We start from the raw sequence: 19,705 nt of genomic DNA, 5'->3' as shown, positions 1-19,705 counted from the left end.
TCCGGGTGCCGCCGCCGGGAGCGGTGTTCCCGACTGTGCCGACGGGCCGGCGCGGACGGGTGCCCGCTACCGGGCGGCGCGGCGGGCGCGGTGGCCCGCGGCCTTGGCGCGGTTGCCGCAGCCCGCCATGTCGCACCAGCGGCGCGAGCCGCGGTGGGAGCGGTCGAGGTAGAGGCGGGTGCAGTCCGACCAGGCGCACTCCTTGAGCAGGCCGGGTGTCGCCTCGCCGAGCAGGGTGACGGTGGCGCGGGCCAGGGAGGACAGGACGGCGTCCACGCTGCCGGTGCGCCGGACCGTGCCGTCGGGGCGCAGCTCGACCCGGACCGGCGGGTGCGCGGCGGCGGCCTCGTTGACCGTTCCGCAGTCCTCGGGCCCGAGGGGCGCGCCGGTGGCGGCGGCGTGGGCGAGGCGGTAGACCGCCTCCCGCAGCCGTATCGCGCGGGCGAGGTCCGCGGCGCCGGCCGGGGCGGGGGAGTCGAGCATTCCGGCGACGGCCGTCCAGACGGACAGGGCGTCCGGGGTGGTGAGCAGTTCCACCGGGGTGCCGCGCCGGTGGCCGACCGTGCCGGCGAAGTCCAGGGCCGGGTGGCCGCTGACGAAGGTGAACCGGGTGTCCGCTGCCGTGCCCGCCGCTGCCGTGTCTGCTGCTGCCATGCCTCAAAAGTAACCGTGTTGACCGGTTGCCGGATCCCCGCTAGGTTCCGAGTAACCCCCAGAGGGGGTTACTTTCCGAGGGAGGGGCGGCTCCGGCATGGCAGAGGGCGAGCGGGAGGGCGGCAGGGGTGGCGGTCCGGGAACACCCGGCCGGACGGCGGGGGCGGTGCCCGCCGTCTTCGTCCTGCTGTGGAGCAGCGCGTTCATCGCGGCGGTGATCGGTACGGACGCCGCGCCGCCGCTGCTGCTGACGTTCGCCCGCTTCGTCCTGGCGGGCCTGCTGCTGACGGGCATCGCCCTGGCGTCCCGCTCGCCCTGGCCCCGGGGACGGGCGCTGCTGCACACGGCGGTGGTCGGCCTGCTGATGCAGGCCCTGCAGTTCGGGGCGTTCTACACCGCCATCGGCGAAGGGCTGCCCGGCGGGCTCGTCGCCCTGATCCAGGGCCTGAGCCCGGTGCTCGTCGCGCTGCTGGCCGGGGTGCTGCTGGGGGAGGAGGTGACCGGGCGGCAGTGGCTCGGGTTCGCCGTCGGCGGCCTCGGGGTCGCACTCGCCGTCCTGGAGTACCTGGACCTCTCCACGACCGGGATCGCGCTGTCCTTCGCCGGACTGCTGGGGCTGAGCCTGGGCACGGTCCACCACAAGCGCTTCGCCGCACGGGTGGACGTGCGCAGCGGCACCGCCGTGCAGTTCCTGGTCGCCGCGCCGGTCGTGGGGGTGCTGTCGTTGCTGCTGGAGGAGCCGGGGATCGGGGAGTGGGACCGGTTCGGCGCGGCGCTGGCCTGGATCGTCCTGGTCAACTCGGTGGGCACCTTCCTGCTGCTCAACACCATGCTCCGCGGGCAGGCCGCGAGCCGGGTCGGCACCCTGTTCTTCCTGACCCCGGCCGTCACCGCGCTGCTGGCCTGGGCGGTCATCGGGCAGACGCTCAGCCTCACGGCGACCGCCGGGCTGGCCCTCGGCGGCGCGGGGGTCCTTCTCGCGGGCCGCCGCACACCGCGCCGTCCCCGTGCCGCCGGCCGTCCGGCCGACGGTCGGACCGACGGTCCGACCGACAGAGAAGAGGCACGGACATGACCATCAGGGTCGCCGTCAACGGATTCGGCCGCATCGGCCGCGGTTTCCCGCGCGCGGTGCCGGAGCGGGGCGGGGACGCCGGATACGCCGAATAAGCCGAAGACGCAGAGGTGGTGGCGGTCAACGACCTCACCGAGGCGTCCGTCCCCGCCCATCTCCTGGAGTACGACAGCACGGTGGGACGCCTGGCCGTCCCCGTCCGGGCCGACGGCGGCTCGATCACGGTGGGGGACCGAAAGGTGGCCGTGTTCGCCGAGCACGACCCGGGCCGGCTCCCCTGGGGGACCTCGGGATCGACGTGGTCGTGGAGTCCACCGGCGTCCTCACCGACGCGGAGGAGGCCCGGACCCATCCGGACGCCGGCGCCCGCAAGGTGATCATCCCGGCGCCCGGGAAGAACGCGGACCTCACCCTTGCCCACGGCGTCAACGACGGCGACTACGACCCGGCCTCCTGCGTCTTCGACTCGCTGCTGACCCAGGTCACCGGCGGCGGGCGGCACGTGAAGGTCTTCGGCCGGTACGACAACGAGTCCGGCTTCGCGCACCGCGTCCTGGACGTGGCGCGCCTGGTGGGCGCCCCGGCCCCGGCCTGACGGCGGCCGGGCCGGGAACGGGTCCGGAAGAACGGGCCCGGAAACGGGAGAACCCCGCCGGGCGGTGCCCGGCGGGGTTCGCGGGGAGCGGTCGGTGGTCCGGTCACGCGGGACCTGCGTCACCGGGCCGCCGGCCCCCTTCGGCTCAGTGCGTCACCAGGTGACGTTGCCGTTGCCGCCGTCGAAGACGACGTCGGAGCAGGAGTAGAAGTTCTCCTGGCTGTCGGAGCGGCTCCAGTGGATGTAGAGGATGTGCTGGCCGGACCGCTGCGGCAGCTGGACGTTCCAGTAGTAGTGGCCCTCCTCGGAGCCGACGGCGCCGGACTGCGGCGGGTTGGTCACCGTGTTGATCTTCTCCAGGTCACCCCAGGCCAGGGACTTGGTCGGGGACCAGCCCTGCTTGGTGATGTACACGTCGAACTTGCCCGGGTGGTGCGCCCAGTTGCTGTGCTTGATGCGGACGTTCGCGCCCGAGGACAGGTGCGTCTTGGGCCAGTCGGCGCGGGCCGCGTTGTAGGCGGAGAACTGGAACGGACCGCGGTCGCCGCCGCTGCACAGCTTGCCGTCGGGGATGTAGCCCGTGGTGCGGCCGCCGCCGTTGGAGTCGAGCACGGCGAACCAGTTGTACAGGCCGGCGGTGCCGTTCTGCTGGACCGCGGCGGCACAGGCGGGGTTGGAGGGCGTCTGGTGCCCGTTCCTGACCAGGTCCTTGTAGCACAGGTAGGTGCGGGAGCCCGGGTCGATGGTGGCGCCGTGGGCCGCCGCGGGGGTGGTGGTCGATGCGGCGGTGACCATGGCGAGCCCGGCCGCGCCGAGGAAGGTCAGGAGGCGGGGCGCACGGAGCAGGCCGCGCCGACCGCTGTGTCGAGTGGTCATGTGGGGGGTCTCCTTCGGAGTGCGGATGACCGACGACATCGGCCCGCCGACGTCAGAGCGGGCCGACCGCAACCCGTCGTCGGGGTTGTACAGCAGTGCGGGAGCAGTCCGGGTCAGTGCGGCCGGCGGTGAACGGAGTGGGGTCTGTCCGGCGGACGACTGGTGGGAGCGCTCCCAGGTAACCAACGTATCGCCCGTGTGGCGTGTCGGTAAACGCCTTGTTGCCCATCTGCCTACGTCCGCAAGGAAATTGGCCGGACCGTGTACTGGACGGAACGGCGGCCCGCCGCGCCGCCCGGCCGTTCCGGCGCTCTATGACCAGGGCACATGACGATCCGTCACATCACCTGCACGGATCCGGAACGCAACCTTCCAGCCGCCGCCGGTCACAGCCGCCGGTCACCACCGCCGCCCGCCGTCACCCACGGGGCGCGGCGTCCACCCCGTGCTCCCCGGCCAGACACGCCCGCAGCGCTTCGGTGTGCGCGGGGAAGGCGAGCTCGACGGGTTCCCGGAGCACCAGCCACTCCGTCGCCTCGGCCGTGGGCGCCGACGGGGGGAGCGAGGCCGCGTCCCGCTCGGGCAGCAGACCGAAGACCAGCAGTGTCCTGGGCGAGCTCTGGGCGTCGAAGAGCCGCATCCGTGCGGCGTCGGCCTCCAGCCCCGTCTCCTCCCACAGCTCCCGTACGGCCGCCTGCTGCCAGGTCTCGCCCAGCTCCAGGTAGCCGCCGGGCAGGGCCAGCTCGCCGCGGAAGGGCTCGATGTCCCGCCGTACCACCACCACCCCCCGGCCGCCGTCCACCGTGGCGACGGGCTGCAGCGCGACCGCCACGGGCAGCGGGTTCGCCCAGCTCGTCTCCCCGCAGCCGGCGCAGTCCCGGGGCCATCCGGCGTTCTCCGGGTAACCGGTCCCGCAGTACGGGCAGTGGGTGATGATGCGGCCGGGAGTGAAAGCCATGTGCTGACCCCGTCTTTCTCACGGTCTTTCTCGCGCGCTGGGCTCCGGACCACCGGAGTCGTCCGGACCCTACTCCGGGCATGTGCCGTCCGGGCCGTGCCCGGCTCTCGTCACCCGCACCCGTACCCGCAAGCGAGGCATCCGCACGCCGTGCCCGCACCGGCCCCACGCGGGCGGACGGCCAGCCGGCTCACCGGCCGTCGCCGTCCGGGCCGCCGTACCCGCCGCGCCCGCGCCGGTCCGACGGTGCGGACCGGCCGGGAAGCGGCTCGGCCACCGGCTTGTGCATGTGCTGGAAGACCACGGAGGTGCGCACGTCCGCGATCTCCCGGCGCTGCGTCAGATGGTCGAGCACGAAGGCGTGCAGATGCTCGGTGTCGCGGACCGCCACATGGATCAGGAAGTCCTCCGCGCCGGAGACCACGAACACCGACAGCGTCTCCGGAAGCTGGGTCACGAACTGCTGGAACGACTCGATGACCGGCCGGTTCGGCGGCCTGAGCCGTACCGCCACCAGTGCCTGCACCGGCCTGCCGATCCTCGACAGGTCCACCTTGGCGTGGTGGCCCACGATGACCCCGCGGCGGTGCAGCGCGCGGACCCGCTCCAGGCACGTGGAGGGGGCGATGCCCAGCGCGCGGGCCAGCTCGCGGTTGGTCTGCCGTGCATCACGCTGCAGAAGCGTGACAAGAGCCGAATCAAGTTCGTCCAACACCGGGTGGCGCCCCTCACCGGCCGAACGAAGTTCGGCCTCTGTGTCCGTCTGCCGCAGAAGTAACTAGGTTGTCACGGGTCCGGCTCGCGGTTCCACGGCGCGGTGCCGTGTACTCCGCCATTCCATCACTCCGTCATCTCGCCATCTCGCCATCTCGTCATCTCGCCGTTCCGTCGTTCCGTCCGCCCGGCCGTACACCGCCGCTCCGCTCACCGCCCGTGCCGGACGGCACCGGCCCGGCAGGGGGAGGAACCTTGACCGACAGCACCGCCGCCACCGGCCACCCGCCGGGGTCGGTGGACGGGACCGCGCCCGAACGCAGCCGCCGGCCCGGCGGACCCGGTCGGCTGCCCACCGCGGCCGTCCTCGCCGTCGTCGGCGCCGCTCTCATCTGGAGCACCTCCTTCGCCGTGACCAAGGTGGCGCTCGACGGCGTCCCGGCGCTGACCATCGGCGCCATGCGGTTCACGGTCGCCGCCGTCCTGCTGGGCGTCCTCGTACGGTGCCGGCCGGACCGGCGCCCGCCGCCCCCGCGCGACCGCGCCTTCATGGGACTGGCCGGCCTCCTCGGTATCAGCGCCTACTTCGCGCTGGAGAACATCGGCGTCGACCTCGCCACCGCCTCGGACGCCGCGCTGATCGTCGCCTCGTACCCGGTCATCACCCTCGCCCTGGAGTTCGCAGTCCACCGCGCCGGTGTCTCCCCCGTCAGGCTGCTCGGCATGGTGCTGGCGATCGGCGGGGTGTGGCTCATCGTCCGGGACGGCGCGTCCGCCCCCGGCGGCAACCGCCTGCTCGGCGACCTCCTGCTGATCGGCGGCGGCGTCGTCTGGGCGGTCTACAACCTCGTGGCCCGCCGGGACCGCTCCGGCTGCTCGCCCCTGGTCGTCACCTACTACCAGACCCTCGCCGGCGCCGCCGGGTTCGTACTGCTGTCGCTCACCGAGTACGACCGGTGGAGCGTGCCGTCCACCGGAGACCTGCTCCGGGTGGGCTACCTGGCCGGATTCTGCTCCGTGGCGGCCTTCCTGCTGTACAACCACGGGCTGCGCCAGGTGTCACCCAGTGTGGCGGTGAACCTGCTGAACCTCGTGCCGGTGGCCGGCCTGGTGTCCGCCGTCGTGCTCGCGGGGGAGTCGGTCCGCCCCGGGCAGGCGGCCGGCGGCGCGGTGGTCGTCGTGGGCGTCCTCCTCGGTCTGCACCGGACCGGACACGAACCCGGGCCGGGACCCCGGCCCGGACCGGACAACACCTCGGAACAACAGGAGTTGAGAACACCGTGAGTCAGCCGAGTACCTCCGCCTCCAAGTGCGTGCTGCTGGTCGCCGACCACCTGTCCGCCGGCCTGGCCGTGAACGCCGCCGCCGTCCTCTCCCTCTCCCTGGGCGACCGGGTCGAGGGGCTGATCGGCCCGGAGGTCAAGGACGCCGACGGCCACGCGCACGCGGGCATCACCCTCCTCCCGGTGCCGGTGCTCAGGGCCGGTGCCGAACGCATCGCCCGGGTCGCCGCCCGGGCGGCGGACGAGGAGGACGTCGTGGTCGTCGGCTTCACCGACACGGCACAGGGCTGCCGCACCTACGACGAGTACACCGACCGGATGGGCGGCATCCCCACCGCGGACCTCACCTACGTCGGCCTGGGCCTGTTCGGCCCGCGCAAGCCGGTCAACCGGCTGACGGGCGATCTGCCGCTGCTGCGCTGACCGCCCGCCGGCCCGGCTCCGGCGCGGTGCGCGGGCGGTCAGCGGAAGCGGTGCTGGAGCCAGAGCGCGACGAGGCCGGCGGCGGCGGTTCCGGCGCCGTGGCAGGCGCCGCGCAGGGCGAGACCGAGCGCGGCGCGGCGCCTGCGGGCCGCCCAGCGGGCCAGGCGGGTCAGGCGGGCCAGGGGGCGGGGAGAGCGGGCACGGCCGGGCTCCGGTGTCCTCGTGACGGGGCTGTCCTGCACGGCGGACGTCCTCCTCGTCTTCCTGGTCTTCCTTTTCCTTCTCCTCACGGGGTTCTCCTCAGTGGCGTTCGGCGAGGGCGGCCAGGTGCCGGACCAGCCGCCGGTCGGGGCGGAGGATGATGCCGCCGCCGGAGGCGGAGTGGACGGCCAGCCGGCCGACCTCGGCCTCCAGGGGTTCGATGGGCAGCCGGTCGGCCGGGCCGTGTGCGCGCACGTAGCGGGTGACGACCTCCAGCAGTTCGAACAGGCCGTTCACCGGGGGCGGGACGGTGGTGTCGGGATCGGCCGGCTCGCTGGTGGCCTGGCTGAGCCAGTGCCGCGCCTCGCGGGGCTCGCCGCGCTCCAGGTGGTGCAGGTGGAGGCAGTAGGCGGCGGCCCGGTGGCCGGCCCCGGCGGCCAGCTGCCACCAGAACTGCGCGTTCTCGGTGTGCCCGGTCAGGTACAGCAGGCAGGCGAAGACCAGCGCGCCGTCGACGTCCAGCCGTTCGCTGACCGGCCGCTCCGGCCGGTCGGGGTCCTCGACCAGGTGCTCCAGCCGCTCGGCGGCGTCCGGGCGGGCCAGTGCCCACCGCGCGAGGACGGCCAGCGTCCGCCGCGCCCTCTCCACCCGGGCCAGCTCGCGCCCCGCTCCGGCGCCGGCGGTGTCGGCGGCCAGGCGCCGCAGTCCGGCCGCGACGTCGAAGCCCGCGGAGGAGGTCGGTATGCGGGCGTCGGCCAGCAGTTCGTCGATGCCGGTGGACATCAGGCCCTGCCCCTTCCCCTGCGCGCGGCCGGCGCGGGCAGGCCCAGCCGGCTGCGCAGGTGCTCCTTGGCGCGGCGGGCGTGGTAGTCCACCGTCCGCTCGTGCAGTCCCATGAACCAGGCGATCTTGTCCGGGGGGTAGCCCAGGACGTACCGCAGCACGATGACGTCGAACTGCCGCGGCGGCAGGTCGGCGATCGCCTCGTACAGGCCCCGGCTGCCGTGCAGGATCCTGAACTGGTCCCGGGCGGCGCGCAGGGCCCGGGTCACGGGGCCGTTGAGGACGAACGCCGGCGGCCGCTCCTCGTCCTCCAGGCGGGCCGCGACGATCCGGCGGACCACGGCCCAGGCCCGCTGCTCCAGGTTTCCCTCGCGCAGCAGCTCGTACCAGCAGCCGCGAATCTCGCGGAAGACCTCGTGGACGGCGTCCTCGGCCGCGCGGCGGTCCCCGAGCTGGGCCTCGGCGTAGTCGTGGTACAGCTCCTGGTGGCCCAGGTAGAACGCCTGGACGTCCAGGGGGAGGGGGAGCGGGGCGCGCACCGGGCGGCGGCCCGGGCCGCCGCCGTCCGTCTCACGGTCGGCGTGGTCGAACGTCATGGTCAATCGGCTCCTCACCGTGGAAGGCGGCGCCGCCCCGGTGGGCCGCTGCCGGAGACAATCTGAGGGTGTCTCACCGTCCACTTAAGTGATTTTCGGAGCCGAACACTCATCTCGGACCAGAAAAACTCACGCAGCGATCTCACGCGAACACCATGCGTAAGATCATTACTCATGGTGCAAGTCTGGCCCAAGCCTCCTGAACTGCGCCGTTCTCCGCTCCGCTCCGGCGGCGTGCGCCCGTCGCACGGCGCTGTGGGTGGCGTAGCTCACAGCCGCCGGGGGAGCGCGCCGAACCACGCGCGCCCCCTGGTCGCTGCCGACAAGCGCCTCCGGTCCCGGTGCCGGAACGGGGGCCGTGTCCTCCCGCCGCCCGGACGGCTGTGAGACGGGGACACGTCTGGCACTGATCGAACCGGACGCAGGGAGTCTCCGTGGGACACGCGACACCGGGCGGTGTTCACGCCGGGCCGCGAACGGGCTCCCCGCCGTACAGCGCACCGATGCCGACCAGGAGGACGTCGCGGCGGCGAGCGGCGGCGTCGACGACATCGGGATGGAAGCCGTGCGGGGAGAACAGGGCGAGGACCGCGCCGGCGGACCGGTGCCCCTGGTCGGCGAACTGTGCGCGCCTGGACCCAACCCGCGCGCCGCCGGCTCCGCGACGCCGGCGGCCTCCCCGGCGCGGGCGCACCGGGCCGTCGCACCGGGGCAGGGCTATGCGCGTAGCCCTGCCCCGTGGATCACCACCGACCAGGGGCGGCGCCCGGCTACCTGCCCTGGAACCACCAGAGGGCGAGGGAGACCGCCGCGGTGCCCAAAGCGGTGCAGGCGCCCCGGAACGCGTGATCGGCCGCCGTGCGCCCCCAGCGCCGCCAGCGCTTCCCATGCCGTTTTTCTGCTGTCGTCCGGATGACTCCCGGGGACGGATCGCTAGACTTCATAGTGGAGTGTCCCTCCTGCGCTCGTTGGTGCGGATGCTCTGCTGGGAGCCCCCGGGCCGGATGCTTGCCGGCAAGGCCCTGAGGGCTCCCTTTCTTGTGTCCTGGCACTTGTGCGATAAATTATCGCGAATTCTGGTGAATTAGTGCATGAAAATCTGAATCCCCCTTATTCGCTCGTTGGGTGGCGCAAACGGTCTCTTGGCAGTCGACGGGGAGGCGTTCATAATTTCCCCGGTGAGCCATGTGATCCATGGAGGTGCGATGGACTTGTCCCGCCCGGACCTGGTATGGCGGAAGAGCACCCACAGCGATGAGGACGGCTGTGTGGAGGTGGCGCTCGGAAAACTCCTGTACGTGCGGGACTCGAAATTCCCGGACGGTGAGCGGCTGGCTTTCGAAAGCCGTTCCTGGAAGACGTTCGCCGAACGTCTGGCGGTGCACGAAAGGGATCCGGAACCAGGCCCCTGACAACTCCGGCGGCCGGGCGCGCGGCAGCACGGGGATGTGGCGTGTGCGGGTGCTGTACGGCAACCGCCCTCATGGTGCACCACGCAGCTCCCTCACTTCCCCAGCAGGATTTCCTCGGTGATCTCCACCGCCACCGTCTTCTCGACCTTCCAGAAGGTGTCCAGGTAGTCCGCGGGCTGCAGCCTGCGCCCGGCCCGCGGTGTCTTCTCGCTGAGCAGCACCTCCCCCTCGGGGGTCTCCAGGTAGGCGACCAGGTCGTCGTTGTCGCTCGGGAACTCGAAGACCTGGTACGGGGTCCTGAACAGCGGGTAGATGCCTGCCGTGAAGGGCACGTACATCACCTTCACGTTGGGTAGTTCGTTGGTCCTCAGCAGCGCCTCGTACTGCTGTCGCATGACGGTGTCGCCGCCCACGAAACGGCGCAGCGCCGCCTCGTCCAGGACGAAGAAGAACTGGGCGGAATCCGACTCCAGTACCCGCTGGCGTCGCATGCGGAGTTCCACCCGCATTTCGAGGTCGCCCTTCTCCGCCCCCTCGCCTTCGTTGAACCCGCGCAGAAGCGTCCGCGCGTACTCCTCCGTCTGCATCAGACCCGGAATGACGTTCCGGGCGAAGTTCCGCACGATGGACGCGGACTCCTCGTAGGCGAGATAGGCCTGGAATTCCGGGGAGATGATCTGGCGGTATCCCGAGTACCAGGTCGGCTGTCGGGCAGCCTTCGCCAGCGCGATGAGCTGGTCCGCCTCCTCGCCGGCGATGCCGTACTTGCCGAGCAGCGCCATTGCATCGGTGACGCTGACGCCGATCTTTCCGTTCTCGATCCTGATCACTTTGGACGGGGACCAGCCGAAGGAGTCGGCCACCTGCTGCTGAGTGAGGTCAGCCGCTTCACGAGCCCTTTTCAGCCGGTCGCGGAGGCGCTGGCGAAGGAAGATCGGGTTCTCTGAAGCAGACATACGGGTCCCTTCGGTCGCGAACGGCGCTGATCCCCCGTTGTTATTGGGGGACGTGCGCCACGTCAGGAGTGAGCGCGACACAGAGTATGCTGCCAAACAGCCCTGAGGCATCACCTGACCAGGCGGACTGCGTCATGGCCTCTGATGTGAAGGCTGTCGGCCCGGTTCCTCCTGTCCCTGTCACAGTCGGCGAGCTGGCCATCGGTTCCCCTCCAGATGCTCATGCGGCCGTATGCCACATAGCAAAATACTCCATGGTGCTCCGCCGCAAGGCAACCCCCTTACACGGTCATGCGTGGCTCGACGCGCGACATATGAGGCGCGGGTGAAACCAGTTCAGCAAAGTGATGAATGGTTTCTGCCGGGGGCGGTTCCGCTGCCGGGAGAAACCCCGCGGGCCCCGTGCACCGGAGGCAGCCGGAAGGACCGGCAGCCGTTCTGAGGGACTGTCCCCTCAACCGGCCCCGCTCGTCACGAGGCCGGCAGGTGTGTCGAATGGGTGTCGGTCCGAGCGGTGAGGCTTCTCCCGGGAGCGGCGATCGGAGGGAAGTGCCCATGGGAAACGTCCATGTACGCAAGGGGGAGTACCGGTACGCCTACCACACCGACCCCGACTGTCCCGCGCTGAACGGCAAGCCGGAGACCTCCGTGGGGAAGGCGGAGATCCCCAGGGAGGACGCGGAGGCGCAGGGCCTCAAGCCCTGCCGGCAGTGCAGGCGGCGGTGACGGCGGCCGCGGTGTGAACCGACGGCCGCGGTGGTGCCGACGGTGTCCGCACGGGAACCGGAACGGACGCGGCGCTGCCGGTGATCAGCGGTCGTCGGGCGCGCTCTCACCGGGGAGGTCCGCCAGTTCGGCCAGGTCCCGCCCGTCGGCGTCCACCCAGTACCTGGGGCCGGTGGCGTGGCTGGGACGGTTCCCCGTCAACTGCTCGACCATCTCCTTCACCAGCGACGTCGGCGCGTAGAGCTGACCGTCGTACTCCCACCGCAGGGGGCGGTTGCGGTCACCGGTCCAGGTCGCGAGGCCGCGCCTGGAGTCCTCGGCGACCCATCTGTCGATGTCGCTGTTGCTCCAGGCCATGGACTCCGGGAAGGAGCGGAACCGGAGTTCCTGGCCGGGCTTGACCGAGCCGTTGTCGATGATGCGCAGCACCGCCCTGCGGTTCCGGGCGTTGTTCGCGGCCCGCTGCGCCGTCTCGGCCTTCTCGGCGCGGGCGGGGACCACGGTGAACTCCTCGAGCCCCGGCACCGGATAGAGGACCGAGGTGGTCATCACATGCGTCCCGTCCGCCGCCCAGAGCCGGAACTGGACCAGCTTGACGTCGATTCCCATCTCGTTCAGCCACACGGCCGACGAGGTGACCTGGCTCGGAAAGCTCCGGGCGACCAGCACGAGCCGGGGCTGCTTGAGCAGCGCGACATCCAGTTCGTCACCGCAGTGCTCCCGGATGGCCTCCAGCGCTTCCGACATGCCGCACTCCCGGCCGGAGCGCCGCAGGAAGTCCGCGTGGATGCGAGCGAGGTCCTCCTCGGTGAAACGGGACACCATGGCCGCGTAGGTGACGGCCTGCAGGTGCACATCGCCCGGGGCGTCGTCGCGTTTGAGCTCGATGACGACGAGGTGCCCCTCGGAGTCGAGGGCCAGCAGGTCCAGCCGGTCGCGGACCCTGTCCCCGTTCGAGGTGGCCCACTTGTCGTACTCCTCGGTCAGGACGAGGAGACCCGGCTCGATGAGGGAGGGATCGGCGATGATCCACTTCTGGAGATCGGCCCGCTCCCGCAATCCCAGGTCGGCCAGCCGTATCTCCCGTGCGTCCAGAGGCTGTGCCGCGCCGACGACCGACACCCGCTCGACCGCCATGTCACCCCCCGGGCTGCCGTTCCTCTCGTGCCGGCCGAGTCTACCGAGCAGCCGTGTGCCGCTCCCGCCGAAGACGGCCGGGGACCGGCGACGTGGGAGGCCGGGCCACACCTCGCGATCCTGCTCGCCTGCGCCACGCGCGCCCCGCGTGGCCCTGACACAGCGTCCGTCGGCCGACTGCTGTGCACGGTACCGGCGGGCGGTGGCGCGCGCGGCGGGTCCTACAGGAGATGGTCGGCCTTGCCGGCCTTGATATCGGTGATGAGGGTGCGCAGGGCTTCGAGGGAGTCGGTGAGGTAGTGGTCCTCCTGGCCGTTGACGGCTATGTAGCCGTTGCCGTCGGCGTCGGTGCCGAGGCGGAAGCAGGAGCTGCCTTCGCCGCAGAACGGTGCTTCCCAGGTGATGTCAGCCATCCGGCTTCCCCTCATAGCTGTTGGGCGATCTGGTGGATGAAGTCCCGGGACTTCTCCGGGGAGAGTGTCAGGTCTTCCAACAGATCGAGCTGTGCCCGGTATTTCGCGAGTTGGCCGTCGGCGTGCAGGAAGACAGGTCCATGAGAGTTGTCCACCTGCACAGTGTCGAGCTGTTGCACAGGCCCTTCGGCGTAGACGACCGTGTGCCCTGCCCCAGGGAAGGCGCCGTGGCTGAAGGGAAGGACGAGCACGGTGACGTTGTCCCACTCGGAGACCTCCAGTAGGTACTCCAACTGTGCCTGGGCAACGTCCCGTCCGCCGAACTGCATACGAAGCGCCGCTTCGTGGATCACCGCCACGTACGGGGTCGGGTTGCCGCCGGTGATCACCTTCTGGCGCTCGGAGCGGTGCGCGAGACGGAGAGCGACCTCATGTTCGGGAAGCTGTGGGATGACGGCACGGAAGACGGCCATGGCATGTTCCGATGTCTGGAGCAGCCCCGGGACGTGCACGGTGTTCGCGCCTCGCAGACGCACCGCGTTGGCCTCGGTTTCGGAGATGTCCAGCAGGCCTTGCGGCAAGCTGCCCCGGTAGCGCTCCCACCAACCTGTTTTGCTCGGTTCCGCCATCTCGGCCAATGCGTTGACGTATCTCTCGTCGGTGCAGTCGCAGTTGCAGGCCAGCGTGCGCAACCGTTCGACGCTGATCCCGCGTAGTCCGGACTCCATGTTGGAGATCCTGCTGCGGTCGACGCCGAGAAGCCCTGCGGCGTACTCCGCGGACACACCGGCTGCGGTGCGCATCCTGCGCAACTCACTTCCCAGACGTTTCTGACGTTGGGTGAGGACCGTCCTTGGTGGCATGCCGTTCCTTCCGCGCCGTGCGTGTCCCTGCTGGGACATGAGCACAAGTTCACCACATCGAGGCCATTGTTACGGACCGCATGGCAAATATGGCCCCTGCTGCCCTACCTTCGGTATCGCGCACGCTACACACCGCAATGCCGGAAGCGCACCGCGCGAGCATGCCCGCCTGCCCTGGGGCGGGTGTGTACGCGACCAGGGCGGCAGGCCACCGGCGATCCCAACCCCCTTACCGAACATTGGAGTTCGCCATGCCCGAGATCCCCCTCGTCCCCGTCCACTGGCGCTTCCCCGCCTACCCCGCCTCCGTACGGCGGGCCCGGCACGCCGTCACCGCATCGCTGCCGCGGGCCCTTCGGCCCCAACTCGGCGACGACCTCTGCCTGCTGACCTCCGAGCTGGTCACCAACGCCATCCGCCACGGCACCCGCCGGGAGGCCGGGGAGCTGATCGAACTCGTCCTGTGGCCGGCCGACGGGCACTACTGGCTCGCCGTCTCCGACCCGGGTACGGGCAGGCCGGTGCTGACCCGTCCGGACGCGGACTCCGAGAGCGGCCGTGGCCTGCTCCTCGTAGACAGCCTTGCCACCGCCTGGACCATCCGCCCCCGCCCCACGTGCGGAACGTCCGTGATCGCGGGACTCTCGCTCCGCCGGGGCGGCTGACCCGGCGGAGCGGCCGGCAGGGAGGGGACGCGGCAGGCCGGGCGGGCCAGGGCCGCCTCGTCGTCGACGTTCTCCTCCCTGTGGACCATCCACCAGGCCGCCCGGCGCGGTTCGTTAGGATCTCTGCTCCGTCCGAGGAGGAGAGCATGGCGCTGAGGCGGAGGGGAGCACGGCGCATCGTGGTCGGCGGGACCGGCTACCGCTGGCGTCTGCGGGGAAGACCCACGTACGACCAGGGCATGTGCTGGTCGCCCTGCACCTACGCGGTCGAACACGCCGACCGGCCGGGAACCGTGCTCGTCGTCACCACCGACCAGCCGCATCCCGGCAACGGGGTCGGCATGTCCGTCGGCCCCGTACTTCCCGGCGACGTCGCATGCGCCATCCGTACCGCCCTCGCGCGCGGCTGGGCACCCGAGCGTTCCGGATCGCCGTTCCATCTGGATCAGTCGGACGGTTTCGAGCCGTGGCCCTGAGCGTGGGGTGACACATCGGCACGGCGGCGCAGCTCATTCCCCGGTTGCATGCCGGGCCTGGGAAGCCCCGCCGAGATCATCACGTGACGGCTGTCCGCCGGCGGCAGCGGTGAAGGAGTCACCGGGGCAGGGACTGGGTGACGCGCCACAATCGGCGGGGCAGTTCGCCCTCCTCGAACGCGTGGACCTCTTTCAGAAGCCAGCCGTCGGCCAGGGCGTCGACCAGCTCACGGCGGAAGAAGTGCACGGCGAAACCGGCGTGCTCGTGGATGTCGTCGCCGTGGTCGAGGCCCGAGCCGTAGTGGGCGTCTCCGGTGTGGCGGACGGTGTAGACGAGGGTGCCGCCGGGCTGCAGGACACGCCGGATCTCGCCGACCGCCGCGTGAATCTCCTTGGTGGACAGGGCCATGCACAGCAGCATGTGGGCGAAGACCGCGTCTACGCAGCCGTCCCGCAGCGGCAACGGCTCACGCACGTCGTGCACCGCCGTGCTGACGCGGTCCCCGAGGCCGTGCGCCTCCGCGCTGTCGTGCAACTGCCGAAGCCCGACGGTGCTGAAATCGGTGGCCCGGACGGTGAAGCCCTCGCGGGCGAAGTACACCGCGTCGCGGCCATGGCCGGCTCCCAGCTCCAGCACGTCCCTGGCGCCGGCCGCGCGGAACACGCCCGCGGCGTGGACGGCCGGGTCCGAGGGCCGCTCACCGTACATGCCCGGGTGGGCCCGGTAGGTGTTCTGCCAGTGCCGGAGCTGCGTGTCCGCCGGCTTCCGCACCTCGTCGGCCACGTCCGCTCGCTCTCCTCGCATGTCCGGCCGGTTCCGGCTTTCGCGACCCAGCGTAGAACGCTACGGGTCGGCCCTGTCTGTACGGGCCTGTCGCCGTCGTCGAAGATGTACGCGTGGCCAACCGCATCAGTACGCTGATTTCAACCTTCGGCGTCCTCGTCGGCGCGGTGTTCCTCGTCATCGGCATAGGTGAGTACCAGGCAGGGGCGTCCGTGCTGTGGGCAGTAGGCGGGGTCCTCATCTTCCTGATCGCCGTCTACGCGCTCGTTCGTGACCTCCGACCGCCAGGGAGCCGGTAGCGGGGCGAGACGGCGAGGGCCGTGCCCGCTGAGTCCATGAGCCCCGGAGAGATCCGGGGCTCATGGCATGTTCGGGAGACTGGTCCGCGAGCGGCCCGAAACCGGGCTCTGTCCTAGGCGTATTAACTCGCAGCGTTGTTGACGCGGCTGATCGGGGGTTGGCCTCCGAGTGCGGTGTGGCAGCGATGGTAGTTATAGGCGTGCAGAAAGCTGGCCAGGGCGGCGGTGCGCTCGTCGTTGCTGGTGTAGGGCCGGACGTAGGCCCACTCCTCCAGCAGGGTGCGGTTGAAGCGCTCGACCTTGCCATTGGTCTGCGGCCGGTACGGGCGGATGCGTTTGCCGGTGGCGCCGAGGTCGGCCAGCGCTTGGCGCCAGGCGGTGCGGGGGCGGCCGGAACCGGCAGTGCTGCGGTCCGCGCTGCGCTCGTACCTGCTGCCTCCGCCCCGGCGGAAGCGGGAGCGGCCCGAGGAGATCGCGGCGGCCGTGCGCTGGGTCGAGAAGGCGTCGCTGCCCATGGCGGAGCTGACGGAGACCAGCCGCGTTCACGCCCTGGTCGACGCCCTGGGGCGGAAGCTCGACGGCAAGCCCGCGGCTGCCCAGACGTACCGGCGTAGGCGAGCGGTGGCGTACAACGCCCTCGAATACGCCGTGGAACTGGAAGTGCTGCCCTCCAATCCGCTGGGCAAGGTACGGCGCAAGCGGGGACAGCAACCCGTGCAGCAAGTCGACCGGCGGACCGTGGTCAATCCCCGGCAGGCGCGTGAGCTGCTGAACGCGGTGACGTATGTGGGCGGCTGGGATCGGGCCAGCGGTCGGCGACTGCGGGCCTTCTACGGCTGCCTGTACTACGCGGCCCTGCGGCCCGGTGAGGCGCTGGGGCTGCGGCAGTCGGACTGCACCCTTCCGGAAGAGGGCTGGGGCCGGATCGACCTGGAGGAGACGCGCCCGGTGGCGGGCAAGGCGTGGACCGACTCGGGGGAGACCCACGACCGGCGCGGCCTCAAGCAACGCAGTAAGGGTGAGGTGCGTCACGTCCCGATTCCGCCGCCGCTGGTGCGGATGCTCCGGGAGCACCTGGAGGAGTTCGGCACGGCGGAGGACGGGCGGCTGTTCTCCAGCGAGCGGGGGAACGTCGTGGCGGCCTCCTCGTACTCGCGCGTGTGGAAGCGGGCGCGGGAACTGGCCCTCGTGCCCGCACAGGTCTCCTCGGTCCTGGCGGCCCGGCCGTACGACCTGCGGCACGCGGGCGTCTCCCAGTGGCTCAACTCCGGCGTGCCCGCACCCGAGGTCGCCGCGCGTGCGGGCCACTCGGTGGACGTGCTGCTCAAGATCTACGCCAAGTGCATCGACGGCCAGGAGCAGGAGATGAACGACCGGATCATGAGGGGTCTGGGCGAGGAGGACGGCGAGTTGGGAGGGTGAGACGGTCCGCTGAATGATCGATGAGGAGCCCCGGAGAGATCCGGGGCTCTCGGCGTTCTACGGCTGACAGCCCTGGGCTGGCGTCATCGGACGTCGGAAGATGCCATCGATATGAAGCTTTCCAACGCTTGCCGTGCCTGCTCCCCAAGAGTGCTCAGCTCGGTTTTGCTGGAGGCTCGATGGGCGTCAGAGGTCAGTTTGTATGCGTGCTGTGCTGCGTCGACCAGCGCTTGGCTGCTTGCTATGAGCTGGACTCGGAACAGGGCGTGCAACGCGACACCGCGGAGGCGGTAGGCCTCTACCCGAGCATCAAAGCAGGCGGTGCTGTCGGGGTCCTCATTCTTGCGATGCCAACGGTCGTGCTGCCCCCGCCGGAACTCGGTCACTGCCCCGGCGAAGTCGCTGTACACGGCCATGCGCTCCGAGCGGAGTTGTTGCTGGGCGGTGAAGTCTTGGGAGCGCTTGGTTGCCGTGCGCTGGAACAAGTGGGTCACTACAGCGCCCAGCAGCGTTCCCAGTACCGCTATGAGGGTCGAGAGAACACCAGTCATCAGGGCAGGACACCACAAGATCAACCATGCTCTGGGCTTGGTGACACTGTGGCTCGGCAGGGCATAGACGGTTGGAGACCTACGGGGGCGCTGACCTGCAGGAAGACAGCCAAGATCATTACGTCGTCATTACGTGATCACTGTCATCGGGCTGCCTTTGGCGGCGTCCGCCTGCACACGTACGAAGACCCCGCTTCCAGCGTTCTGGCTGGTGGCGGGGTCTTCTGGCACCTCATGAAGGGTGCCCCCGGCAGGATTCGAACCTGCGCACACGGCTCCGGAGGCCGTTGCTCTATCCCCTGAGCTACGGGGGCGTCGTCGGCGGTGATCGCGTCGACGGGTAGAACACTACCAGCTTCCGGGGGGTGGGTCGGAACAGGTTTCCCGCGGCGGGGGCGGGTCGCGGTGCGGGCGGAAAAGGGAAAACCCGGACGCGGGGGGAGGCGGGGGCCTACCCTCGTGGATGTGCCTGGCATGTCCGGCCGGGTCCTTGTGGTGGACGACGACAAGGCCATCCGGCAGCTGATCAGGGTCAACCTCGAACTCGAAGGCTTCGAGGTCGTGACCGCGGTCGACGGTGCCGAGTGTCTGGAGATCGTGGAGCGGGTGCGGCCCGACGTGATCACCCTTGACCTCGTGATGCCCCGGCTCGACGGTCTGCGGACCGCCGAGCGGCTCCGCGCCCGGGAGCGGACGCGGGACGTCCCGCTGGCGATCATCAGCGCGTGCACCCGGTCCGAGCTGGACGGGGAGCGGATGCGGGTGGCCGGGGTGGACGCCTTCCTGGCCAAGCCTTTCGACCCCACCGGGCTGGTGCGGCTGGTGCGGCGGCTGGCCGACGGGACGCCCGGGGGGTCCGGGGTGCCCGGGACGGGCGAGCCGTACGGGGCGGACTCCGCCGTACGGCCGCTGGGCTGAGCGGGTGCGGACGGTGTGAGGTGCGTGTCATCCCGCGAAACACGTTCGCGTACCCGGCCCCCTCCTCCCATACCCTTGTCACGTGACTCCCGCCCAGCTCTCGCGCACCGTGCTGCGCACCGTGCGCCGTGCCGCCGGTGACGGCGCGCTGGGCGAGCTGCCCGCGGACGCGCTGGACACGCTGGGCGCCCCGGACGGGCCGGCCGCGCGGATCACCGTGGGCCCGCCGCCGCACCCGGGCCGCGGGGACTACGCCACCAACGCCGCGCTGCGGCTGGCCGCCGTCACCGGGCGGCCCGCCCACCGGGTCGCCGAGGTCCTGCGGGAGCGGCTGGCCCGCGAGGAGGGCATCGCGCAGGTGACGGTCGCCGGGCCGGGCTTCCTCAACATCACCGTCGCGGACCGCGCCCGGGCCGCCCTGGTGGCCGCCCTGGCCGCCACGGACGGCGACGTTCCCGTGGCGGCCTCCACCGACCCCGCCCGCGACCTGCGGGGCTGGGCCGCCGCCACCGGCGTACGGCCCCCGGCCGAGCAGCGGGAGGGCAACCCCCTCTTCCTCGTCCAGTACGCCCACGCCCGCACCCGGGCGCTGCTGCGCAACGCGCGCGACCTCGGCTTCGGACCGGAGCCCGGGGCGGACGGCTACGCGTACGACGGGCCGCGGGAGCGGGAGCTCCTCGGGCTGCTGGCCGAGTACGAGCGGATCGCCGCCACCGGGCCCGCCCGGCTGGCCCGCCACCTGACGGCGGTCGCCGACGCCTTCCTCGACGTGCACGGGAGGGTGCTGCCCGCAGGGGAGCGGAAACCCGGGGCCGCCCACCGTGCCCGGCTGGCCCTCGCCCAGGCCGCCGGGGCGGTGCTGGCGGGCGGCCTGTCCCGGCTGGGCGTCACCGCACCCGCACACCTGTAGCCGGATCCGGCGGAA

The 19,705-nt window shown here is 71.2% G+C and carries 24 protein-coding genes, 1 tRNA gene and 3 pseudogenes; 13 read left to right on the top strand and 15 right to left on the bottom strand.

Annotation, left to right across the window (positions count from 1 at the left end; genetic code table 11):
* Positions 1-66 precede the first annotated feature (66 nt).
* Entirely contained in the window at positions 67-654 is a 588-nt protein-coding gene (locus CUT44_RS20045; protein WP_100203274.1) for a CGNR zinc finger domain-containing protein, read from the bottom strand.
* Between the two features lie 97 nt (positions 655-751).
* On the opposite strand from CUT44_RS20045, the gene CUT44_RS20040 reads away from it, so the two are divergent.
* The 3 genes from CUT44_RS20040 to CUT44_RS33585 all read left to right on the top strand — a co-directional run bounded on the left by CUT44_RS20040 (position 752) and on the right by CUT44_RS33585 (position 2,324).
* Positions 752-1,729, top strand: a complete 978-nt coding sequence (locus CUT44_RS20040) for a DMT family transporter (RefSeq protein WP_100203273.1) — start codon at positions 752-754, stop codon at positions 1,727-1,729.
* A gap of 110 nt (positions 1,730-1,839) precedes the next feature.
* Positions 1,840-2,106 carry a glyceraldehyde 3-phosphate dehydrogenase NAD-binding domain-containing protein gene (locus CUT44_RS34900; protein WP_408646763.1) on the top strand — a complete coding sequence of 89 codons (267 nt, stop codon included), beginning with the start codon at positions 1,840-1,842 and terminating at the stop codon, positions 2,104-2,106.
* Entirely contained in the window at positions 2,034-2,324 is a 291-nt protein-coding gene (locus tag CUT44_RS33585) for a hypothetical protein (RefSeq protein ID WP_199185771.1), read from the top strand. The genes CUT44_RS34900 and CUT44_RS33585 overlap by 73 nt, the downstream gene beginning before the upstream one ends.
* A 159-nt stretch (positions 2,325-2,483) precedes the next feature.
* On the opposite strand, the pseudogene CUT44_RS20030 reads toward CUT44_RS33585, so the two are convergent.
* The 3 genes and pseudogenes from CUT44_RS20030 to CUT44_RS20020 all read right to left on the bottom strand — a co-directional run.
* Positions 2,484-3,200 (bottom strand): annotated as a pseudogene (locus CUT44_RS20030) (lytic polysaccharide monooxygenase auxiliary activity family 9 protein); the annotation flags it as partial.
* Between the two features lie 418 nt (positions 3,201-3,618).
* Positions 3,619-4,158: an NUDIX domain-containing protein gene (locus CUT44_RS20025; RefSeq protein ID WP_100203271.1), complete on the bottom strand. Its 540-nt coding sequence runs from the start codon at positions 4,156-4,158 to the stop codon at positions 3,619-3,621.
* A gap of 190 nt (positions 4,159-4,348) precedes the next feature.
* On the bottom strand, positions 4,349-4,870 hold the full coding sequence (locus tag CUT44_RS20020) for an Lrp/AsnC family transcriptional regulator (protein ID WP_100203270.1): 522 nt from the start codon (positions 4,868-4,870) through the stop codon (positions 4,349-4,351).
* Positions 4,871-5,127: 257 nt separating this feature from the next.
* On the opposite strand from CUT44_RS20020, the gene CUT44_RS20015 reads away from it, so the two are divergent.
* Together CUT44_RS20015 and CUT44_RS20010 are read left to right on the top strand one after the other, a co-directional pair.
* On the top strand, positions 5,128-6,156 hold the full coding sequence (locus tag CUT44_RS20015; RefSeq protein WP_233221510.1) for a DMT family transporter: 1,029 nt from the start codon (positions 5,128-5,130) through the stop codon (positions 6,154-6,156).
* The gene (locus CUT44_RS20010) at positions 6,153-6,578 is read left to right on the top strand and encodes a DUF2000 domain-containing protein (protein ID WP_100203269.1); all 426 of its coding nucleotides are present in this window, start codon (positions 6,153-6,155) and stop codon (positions 6,576-6,578) included. Before CUT44_RS20015 ends, CUT44_RS20010 begins: the two co-directional genes overlap by 4 nt.
* 38 nt (positions 6,579-6,616) lie before the next feature.
* Here the strand turns inward: CUT44_RS20010 and CUT44_RS20005 are convergent, their stop codons facing one another.
* The 3 genes from CUT44_RS20005 to CUT44_RS19995 are packed head-to-tail and all read right to left on the bottom strand — an operon-like array spanning position 6,617 to position 8,158.
* The gene (locus CUT44_RS20005; RefSeq protein ID WP_100203268.1) at positions 6,617-6,820 is read right to left on the bottom strand and encodes a hypothetical protein; all 204 of its coding nucleotides are present in this window, start codon (positions 6,818-6,820) and stop codon (positions 6,617-6,619) included.
* 58 nt (positions 6,821-6,878) lie between these two features.
* The gene (locus CUT44_RS20000; protein WP_100203267.1) at positions 6,879-7,562 is read right to left on the bottom strand and encodes a hypothetical protein; all 684 of its coding nucleotides are present in this window, start codon (positions 7,560-7,562) and stop codon (positions 6,879-6,881) included.
* Positions 7,562-8,158 carry a sigma-70 family RNA polymerase sigma factor gene (locus CUT44_RS19995; protein WP_100203266.1) on the bottom strand — a complete coding sequence of 199 codons (597 nt, stop codon included), beginning with the start codon at positions 8,156-8,158 and terminating at the stop codon, positions 7,562-7,564. The genes CUT44_RS20000 and CUT44_RS19995 overlap by 1 nt, the downstream gene beginning before the upstream one ends.
* Positions 8,159-9,336: 1,178 nt before the next feature.
* Here CUT44_RS19995 and CUT44_RS19985 point away from each other — a divergent pair.
* Positions 9,337-9,570: a DUF397 domain-containing protein gene (locus CUT44_RS19985; protein WP_332888276.1), complete on the top strand. Its 234-nt coding sequence runs from the start codon at positions 9,337-9,339 to the stop codon at positions 9,568-9,570.
* A gap of 92 nt (positions 9,571-9,662) precedes the next feature.
* On the opposite strand, the gene CUT44_RS19980 is transcribed toward CUT44_RS19985, so the two are convergent.
* Positions 9,663-10,526, bottom strand: coding sequence for a helix-turn-helix domain-containing protein (locus tag CUT44_RS19980; RefSeq protein ID WP_158239637.1), 864 nt, complete (start codon positions 10,524-10,526; stop codon positions 9,663-9,665).
* Positions 10,527-11,081: 555 nt separating this feature from the next.
* Here CUT44_RS19980 and CUT44_RS33580 point away from each other — a divergent pair.
* Entirely contained in the window at positions 11,082-11,252 is a 171-nt protein-coding gene (locus CUT44_RS33580; protein WP_199185770.1) for a hypothetical protein, read from the top strand.
* Positions 11,253-11,336: 84 nt separating this feature from the next.
* On the opposite strand, the gene CUT44_RS19975 is transcribed toward CUT44_RS33580, so the two are convergent.
* The 3 genes from CUT44_RS19975 to CUT44_RS19965 all read right to left on the bottom strand — a co-directional run bounded on the left by CUT44_RS19975 (position 11,337) and on the right by CUT44_RS19965 (position 13,665).
* A complete protein-coding gene (locus tag CUT44_RS19975; protein ID WP_100203262.1) occupies positions 11,337-12,389 on the bottom strand; it encodes a PDDEXK family nuclease in 1,053 nt (350 codons plus the stop codon).
* 221 nt (positions 12,390-12,610) lie between these two features.
* Positions 12,611-12,802 (bottom strand): hypothetical protein, encoded by a 192-nt coding sequence (locus CUT44_RS19970; protein WP_100203261.1) that lies wholly within the window; start codon positions 12,800-12,802, stop codon positions 12,611-12,613.
* 11 nt (positions 12,803-12,813) lie between these two features.
* The gene (locus CUT44_RS19965) at positions 12,814-13,665 is read right to left on the bottom strand and encodes a helix-turn-helix domain-containing protein (protein WP_100203260.1); all 852 of its coding nucleotides are present in this window, start codon (positions 13,663-13,665) and stop codon (positions 12,814-12,816) included.
* Positions 13,666-13,916: 251 nt separating this feature from the next.
* Here CUT44_RS19965 and CUT44_RS19960 point away from each other — a divergent pair, with 251 nt between their 5' ends.
* Positions 13,917-14,330: an ATP-binding protein gene (locus tag CUT44_RS19960; RefSeq protein ID WP_100203259.1), complete on the top strand. Its 414-nt coding sequence runs from the start codon at positions 13,917-13,919 to the stop codon at positions 14,328-14,330.
* 146 nt (positions 14,331-14,476) lie between these two features.
* Positions 14,477-14,806, top strand: coding sequence for a hypothetical protein (locus CUT44_RS19955; protein WP_100203258.1), 330 nt, complete (start codon positions 14,477-14,479; stop codon positions 14,804-14,806).
* Between the two features lie 118 nt (positions 14,807-14,924).
* Here CUT44_RS19955 and CUT44_RS19950 read toward each other — a convergent pair whose 3' ends face one another.
* Positions 14,925-15,590, bottom strand: a complete 666-nt coding sequence (locus CUT44_RS19950) for a class I SAM-dependent methyltransferase (RefSeq protein WP_233221509.1) — start codon at positions 15,588-15,590, stop codon at positions 14,925-14,927.
* A 113-nt stretch (positions 15,591-15,703) separates the two neighbouring features.
* On the opposite strand from CUT44_RS19950, the gene CUT44_RS19945 reads away from it, so the two are divergent.
* A complete protein-coding gene (locus CUT44_RS19945) occupies positions 15,704-15,889 on the top strand; it encodes a hypothetical protein (protein ID WP_100203256.1) in 186 nt (61 codons plus the stop codon).
* A gap of 122 nt (positions 15,890-16,011) precedes the next feature.
* Here CUT44_RS19945 and CUT44_RS34120 read toward each other — a convergent pair.
* A pseudogene (locus CUT44_RS34120) lies at positions 16,012-16,233 on the bottom strand (integrase core domain-containing protein); the annotation flags it as partial.
* 34 nt (positions 16,234-16,267) lie between these two features.
* On the opposite strand from CUT44_RS34120, the pseudogene CUT44_RS19935 reads away from it, so the two are divergent.
* Positions 16,268-17,311: pseudogene (locus CUT44_RS19935) on the top strand (tyrosine-type recombinase/integrase); the annotation flags it as partial.
* 83 nt (positions 17,312-17,394) lie between these two features.
* On the opposite strand, the gene CUT44_RS19930 reads toward CUT44_RS19935, so the two are convergent.
* Both CUT44_RS19930 and CUT44_RS19925 read right to left on the bottom strand, forming a co-directional pair.
* On the bottom strand, positions 17,395-17,862 hold the full coding sequence (locus CUT44_RS19930; protein ID WP_100203253.1) for a hypothetical protein: 468 nt from the start codon (positions 17,860-17,862) through the stop codon (positions 17,395-17,397).
* Between the two features lie 242 nt (positions 17,863-18,104).
* Positions 18,105-18,176: transfer RNA gene (locus CUT44_RS19925), tRNA-Arg, on the bottom strand.
* 160 nt (positions 18,177-18,336) lie between these two features.
* Here CUT44_RS19925 and CUT44_RS19920 point away from each other — a divergent pair.
* Both CUT44_RS19920 and CUT44_RS19915 read left to right on the top strand, forming a co-directional pair.
* Positions 18,337-18,780 carry a response regulator gene (locus tag CUT44_RS19920; protein WP_100203252.1) on the top strand — a complete coding sequence of 148 codons (444 nt, stop codon included), beginning with the start codon at positions 18,337-18,339 and terminating at the stop codon, positions 18,778-18,780.
* Between the two features lie 82 nt (positions 18,781-18,862).
* Positions 18,863-19,690: a DALR anticodon-binding domain-containing protein gene (locus CUT44_RS19915; protein WP_100203251.1), complete on the top strand. Its 828-nt coding sequence runs from the start codon at positions 18,863-18,865 to the stop codon at positions 19,688-19,690.
* Positions 19,691-19,705: the final 15 nt, after the last annotated feature.

The organism is Streptomyces carminius (genome assembly GCF_002794255.1).
In the GTDB taxonomy this organism is placed as follows: domain Bacteria; phylum Actinomycetota; class Actinomycetes; order Streptomycetales; family Streptomycetaceae; genus Streptomyces; species Streptomyces carminius.
This window is presented reverse-complemented; position numbering and strand designations above follow the sequence as displayed.

Coding starts and splice junctions, on each gene's coding strand:
- CUT44_RS33580 (WP_199185770.1), top strand. CDS start 11,082: ATGGGAAACGTCCATGTACGCAAGGGGGAGTACCGGTACGCCTACCAC.
- CUT44_RS19980 (WP_158239637.1), bottom strand. CDS start 10,526: ATGTCTGCTTCAGAGAACCCGATCTTCCTTCGCCAGCGCCTCCGCGAC.
- CUT44_RS19955 (WP_100203258.1), top strand. CDS start 14,477: ATGGCGCTGAGGCGGAGGGGAGCACGGCGCATCGTGGTCGGCGGGACC.
- CUT44_RS19995 (WP_100203266.1), bottom strand. CDS start 8,158: ATGACGTTCGACCACGCCGACCGTGAGACGGACGGCGGCGGCCCGGGC.
- CUT44_RS19965 (WP_100203260.1), bottom strand. CDS start 13,665: ATGCCACCAAGGACGGTCCTCACCCAACGTCAGAAACGTCTGGGAAGT.
- CUT44_RS20040 (WP_100203273.1), top strand. CDS start 752: ATGGCAGAGGGCGAGCGGGAGGGCGGCAGGGGTGGCGGTCCGGGAACA.
- CUT44_RS19960 (WP_100203259.1), top strand. CDS start 13,917: ATGCCCGAGATCCCCCTCGTCCCCGTCCACTGGCGCTTCCCCGCCTAC.
- CUT44_RS19930 (WP_100203253.1), bottom strand. CDS start 17,862: ATGACTGGTGTTCTCTCGACCCTCATAGCGGTACTGGGAACGCTGCTG.
- CUT44_RS19920 (WP_100203252.1), top strand. CDS start 18,337: ATGTCCGGCCGGGTCCTTGTGGTGGACGACGACAAGGCCATCCGGCAG.
- CUT44_RS20000 (WP_100203267.1), bottom strand. CDS start 7,562: ATGTCCACCGGCATCGACGAACTGCTGGCCGACGCCCGCATACCGACC.
- CUT44_RS20045 (WP_100203274.1), bottom strand. CDS start 654: ATGGCAGCAGCAGACACGGCAGCGGCGGGCACGGCAGCGGACACCCGG.
- CUT44_RS19970 (WP_100203261.1), bottom strand. CDS start 12,802: ATGGCTGACATCACCTGGGAAGCACCGTTCTGCGGCGAAGGCAGCTCC.
- CUT44_RS20025 (WP_100203271.1), bottom strand. CDS start 4,158: ATGGCTTTCACTCCCGGCCGCATCATCACCCACTGCCCGTACTGCGGG.
- CUT44_RS19975 (WP_100203262.1), bottom strand. CDS start 12,389: ATGGCGGTCGAGCGGGTGTCGGTCGTCGGCGCGGCACAGCCTCTGGAC.